Annotated in this window: 1 protein-coding gene; it reads right to left on the bottom strand. The window is 69.2% G+C overall.

Going from position 1 to position 876, the window contains the following annotated elements; genetic code table 11:
* Positions 1 to 861: amidase family protein (locus tag P775_RS15320; RefSeq protein WP_099911793.1), on the bottom strand; the 861-nt coding region annotated here is incomplete at its 3' end.
* Positions 862 to 876: the final 15 nt, after the last annotated feature.

Raw genomic sequence — 876 nt, 5'->3', positions numbered from 1 at the left:
CTGCGCCGCGCTCAGCGCCTCTGCCGCCGCCGCCCGCCCGTCGATGCCACGCACCAGCGGCATGCCAGACGCGCGGATCCACGGCACGATTGCCGCCTGCGCATCTCCACCCATGGTGGCAAGGAAGGTGGCAATCGCCGCCTCGACCCCTTGGGGAAACACCTTCACCTCCCGCGCCCACAGCGCGCCAAACACCGCGTCATAGACCCCCCGCTGGTCTGACCCGAGCTGGGACAGCATATCGGCAGGCCGCAGCAGGTCCGGCGTATCGGGCAACACCACCTGATCCGCGCCGATCAGCACCTCGGCCACGCGGCCCAGCGTGCCACCGTCCCGGGCAAAGAAGCCGCCGGTGTCATAGCTCGGTGCCAGCGGCTGCACCCGGTCCAGCGACACGCTGCCATGGGTGGGCCGCAGCCCCCAGATGCCGCAGAAACTGGCGGGCGCGCGCACCGACCCGCCGGTGTCCGACCCGATGGCGATATCGGCAAGTCCCCCGGCCACCGCCACGGCTGACCCGGACGACGACCCGCCGGGAATACGATCCGGGGCCGCAGGATTCACCGGCGTGCCGAAATGCGCGTTCATGCCATACATCGACCAGGCGAGCTCATCGGTATGCGTCTTGCCCACAAAGCGCGCGCCTGCATCCAGCAGCCGCTGCACCGCCGGGGCCGTGACTGTGGCGACCGGGCTTTGCGCCAGCCGCAGCGGACAGCCCGATCCGGTGCGATAGCCCGCAACGTCATAGATGTCCTTGACCGCCAGCGTCAGCCCCGCGAGCGGACCATCGGCCGCACTGGCCACCGGGATCGCCTCATAGGGCATGAAGCAGTGATAGGGGTCTTTGTCGATCAGCATATCTTACTCCGCTGG

It is taken from the genome of Puniceibacterium antarcticum (genome assembly GCF_002760615.1).
Lineage (GTDB): Bacteria > Pseudomonadota > Alphaproteobacteria > Rhodobacterales > Rhodobacteraceae > Puniceibacterium > Puniceibacterium antarcticum.
This window is presented reverse-complemented; position numbering and strand designations above follow the sequence as displayed.